This is a genomic window from Photobacterium sp. OFAV2-7, from assembly GCF_022347985.1.
GTDB lineage: Bacteria > Pseudomonadota > Gammaproteobacteria > Enterobacterales > Vibrionaceae > Photobacterium.
The window spans coordinates 1-3,126 of the sequence record NZ_JAKRFQ010000648.1; the positions used below are offsets into that span (position 1 = coordinate 1).

General features: G+C 49.6%; 6 protein-coding genes. All 6 read left to right on the top strand.

Annotated features, from left to right (window positions below):
* On the top strand, positions 1 to 289 hold a 289-nt coding region (locus tag MHN01_RS22355), incomplete at its 5' end, for a hypothetical protein (protein WP_239413534.1).
* Between the two features lie 7 nt (positions 290 to 296).
* Complete coding sequence (locus MHN01_RS22360; protein ID WP_239413535.1) at positions 297 to 1,283, top strand: major capsid protein; 987 nt, start codon at positions 297 to 299, stop codon at positions 1,281 to 1,283.
* Between the two features lie 79 nt (positions 1,284 to 1,362).
* Positions 1,363 to 1,731 (top strand): head-tail joining protein, encoded by a 369-nt coding sequence (locus MHN01_RS22365; RefSeq protein WP_239413536.1) that lies wholly within the window; start codon positions 1,363 to 1,365, stop codon positions 1,729 to 1,731.
* A complete protein-coding gene (locus MHN01_RS22370; protein WP_239413537.1) occupies positions 1,679 to 2,317 on the top strand; it encodes a phage tail protein in 639 nt (212 codons plus the stop codon). Before MHN01_RS22365 ends, MHN01_RS22370 begins: the two co-directional genes overlap by 53 nt.
* Positions 2,318 to 2,326: 9 nt before the next feature.
* Positions 2,327 to 2,857, top strand: coding sequence for a hypothetical protein (locus MHN01_RS22375; RefSeq protein ID WP_239413538.1), 531 nt, complete (start codon positions 2,327 to 2,329; stop codon positions 2,855 to 2,857).
* On the top strand, positions 2,850 to 3,126 hold a 277-nt coding region (locus tag MHN01_RS22380; protein ID WP_239413539.1), incomplete at its 3' end, for a phage baseplate assembly protein V. The genes MHN01_RS22375 and MHN01_RS22380, both read left to right, overlap by 8 nt.

Below are 3,126 nucleotides of genomic sequence, written 5' to 3' on the forward strand. Positions count from 1 at the left end.
ACTGTGGACTCATCCTCGCGGCGAGATGAGTAATAAAACCATTCCTAATGCCGTTACCGCGTCACTCTATTCTGTTGTCGATAAGGATGGCAACGAGATTGACCCAACCGCTCAGGGATTTGATGGTACCACTGCTTACGGCGTTCATATGGGGAACGGCCAAGTCTATTGGGCTCACTCTGTGTTCAACGATCTCTATATCAAATGGCCTGCGGGCATCACTGAAGCTCAAAAAGCCAAGGTGATTGAGCAGTTGGAAACAACTTTCCTAATCATTAAACAGGACTAACACCACGATGGATAAAATTTTTGACCATGAAGCGTTTTCCTTGGTGGCGCTGACAACTGGCTATAACTCATCAACGCCGATTGAGTCGGATGTGCTCAATATGTTCAAGGTTGAGAACGTTGAAAACCGCCAGGTGATGATTGTTAAATCGGGTAACGAGCTGCAGGTGTTGATGCCGGGTGAAATCGGTCAGCATCCAAATATCGACAAGCACGATCCTGAATCAGCGGTACCTGTTAGCCTGATCCGTTATCCGTTCGATAGCCAGATCGTTGCAAGCGAGCTAAACCGCATTTCGTCGTTGCGTGATAAAAAGCTGCAGGCCCAGGAGTTAGCCGGTTTGGTTAAAACCAAGATGGGTAAGCACCGCGATAACCACCGTTATACATCAGCCTTTACTGCGTACTCGGCCCTAAAAGGGCGGGTTAAGAACCGTAAAGGTGTTGTGATGGTTGATTTGTTCCAGGTGTTGGGGGTTGAAGAGCGTAGAGTTGACCTTAAGCTGGGTTCTGACACGACTGATGTGCCAAAGAAGCTCAAAGCCATTTCGAAAGAAACCAAGAAGATCGCCAAAGAGCATGGCCACATGATGATTAAAGGTGTGGCAATCCGTGTCGGTCAGGATCTGATTGAACGGATTATTAGCCATAAGAGCATCAAAGAGTTTTATGGCCCGGAAGCACATCCCAAGCTGCAGGTTAAGTTTGCCGATGATCCAAGTGGGATCAGTCTTTGTGGCTTGACGTTTATCACTGATGAAGCGGATGAAGTTGCTGAAGACGGCGCATCATACCCACTGGGTGTGAATGGCGTGTTTGGCATGCTGCGTGCGCCAGCCGATGTGCTCAGTTCCAGCAGCGCATCAAAGCGTGAGTGTCACATTACCACTGAACCGATGCCGCATGATGAAGGCCTGGAGATTCGCTCGCGTTCTATCTACCTGCCAATCACTCGAGACCCGGCACTGTTGTGCGCGGTTCATTCATCTAACTAATCTGCTGCTAAACAGTTAGGGAAAGCGGCCCGGTTCAATAGGACTGGGCTTTGTTTTATTGAATGGAAGGCGGTGCTAGATGTCAGTCGATACCGTTGCCCGGCAGGCCAATGAAGCAATCATTGATGCATTCAGCAATGTGGATGTTATCGCTGATGGTTACGAGCCTGTTCGGGGCATTTTTACTGGTCCCTCAGAAATTGCAAAGCTGGATGGTGGCGGTTTTGTCGATGCGCAGCGGGGCACTTTGATTGTGAAGTCTGCCGAAGCTGGGCATTTGGAGCGGCGAACGGCCATCACTCTGCAGTTCGAAAACGGAACACGTCAGAGTTATTTGGTTGTGCTGCCGGAGAACGATGGCTCAGGCCGTTTGAAGTTAACGCTAGGGCAGGAAAATGTCGGAGATACTTCTTCCAACCAACCTGAATCGTCTTCCATTTCATATTGATGTCGAAGAGCTGGAAGCGCTGAAAGATATTCATGGCGCCACCGAAATGCAGATGAGGGCGGCGTACAACCGGGCGTTGGGGCGAACAGCAATAACCCTTCGATCACTCACCAATAAAAAGCTGCGTGATGAAATGGGGATTAAATCGCTAAAGGCGATCAGGAAAAGGTTTCAGCATTTTCGCCTCAGAAGTCCCAGCAAACAGAAGAAGTTCGATGAGCTGAAATTGTGGTACGGGATGAACGATGTCTCGGTGGGGTATTTGAAAGGGAGCATACGCCGAAGAGGGACTAAAAAGTCACCAAATGGCGCTGTCTTTAAGCCCAGGGGCAAAATACCAACCCAGACATATGACGATGGTTTTGTTACTCGGTTGTATAACCGGCGTTCTATCTTTACCCGTAAAACAGCTAATCGCTTTCCGGTTGTAGAAGCCCGGGTTCCTGTTGCTGATGAGCTGAACGCCATGATTGAAGACGACATCTATGAACGTTTGCCGGAGATCTTCCTCAAGCACTTTGAAACTGACTTAAAAGGTCGGGTGAAAATGGGTTTGCACAAGAATAGCTGGAAGAAATATGGCTAAGGAGCTGACGTGAGTGATGGTATCCATTTAACGACGTATCACAATGCAGTGAAGACTTGGCTGGATAAGCAGCTGCCATGGTTAAAGGTGGTTGATTGCTATCCGGAAGTGAAGAAGACACTTCAGACACCGTGTGCTTTCTTTGCTGTATCGGATTGGGATCGTGCCGACAGCCAGCCGATGAACGGACAGTTATGCGTAACGCTGAATTGTGAAATTCTGGCTGTTCTCGGCATGGCCGATGCGCAGTATCAGCTCGAAGTGCGTAATGCAGCTATGGCTATTGGGCTGAAAATTGAAGGATCCCGTTTTGGCTTGCCAATAAAGCCTGCAGTGTTTGTCAGTGCCGAGCCTGATGCATTTCAGCCGGAGCTGGATGAGTATGCTGTGTGGTCTATCCGCTTCAATCAAGACATTGAGGTGGGCGAAGATTTCTTTAAGCCGGAGGGCTTAACGCCGACTCAGGTTGTTGTGGGGTATTCGCCTGATATCGGTAAGCAGAATGGCGACAGGTATGAACAGGTGGTTCCGGATGCTTGATAATCCAGAGATGAACTACATCGTCCGTGAGCTGCAACGCCGCATGGCAAACATGATCAAACGGGGCCGTGTTCATAGCGTGGACTTTGAGCAGCAACCACCCAGAGTAAGAGTGGAATACGCCAAAGGGGCGGTAACGGGCTGGTTACCTTGGGTATCTGGCCGGGCATCGAGCAAGCACCGAGTTGACTGGGAACCGCTGGCAGTTGGCGAACAGGTGATCATTTTGTCGGAATCCGGAGAGCTCTCGGCAGGTGTGGTTATTCCTG

What these genes read in the sequence shown, in the direction of transcription:
- MHN01_RS22365 (WP_239413536.1), top strand. Translation starts at nt 1,363, where the DNA reads ATGTCAGTCGATACCGTTGCCCGGCAGGCCAATGAAGCAATCATTGAT.
- MHN01_RS22370 (WP_239413537.1), top strand. Translation starts at nt 1,679, where the DNA reads ATGTCGGAGATACTTCTTCCAACCAACCTGAATCGTCTTCCATTTCAT.
- MHN01_RS22360 (WP_239413535.1), top strand. Translation starts at nt 297, where the DNA reads ATGGATAAAATTTTTGACCATGAAGCGTTTTCCTTGGTGGCGCTGACA.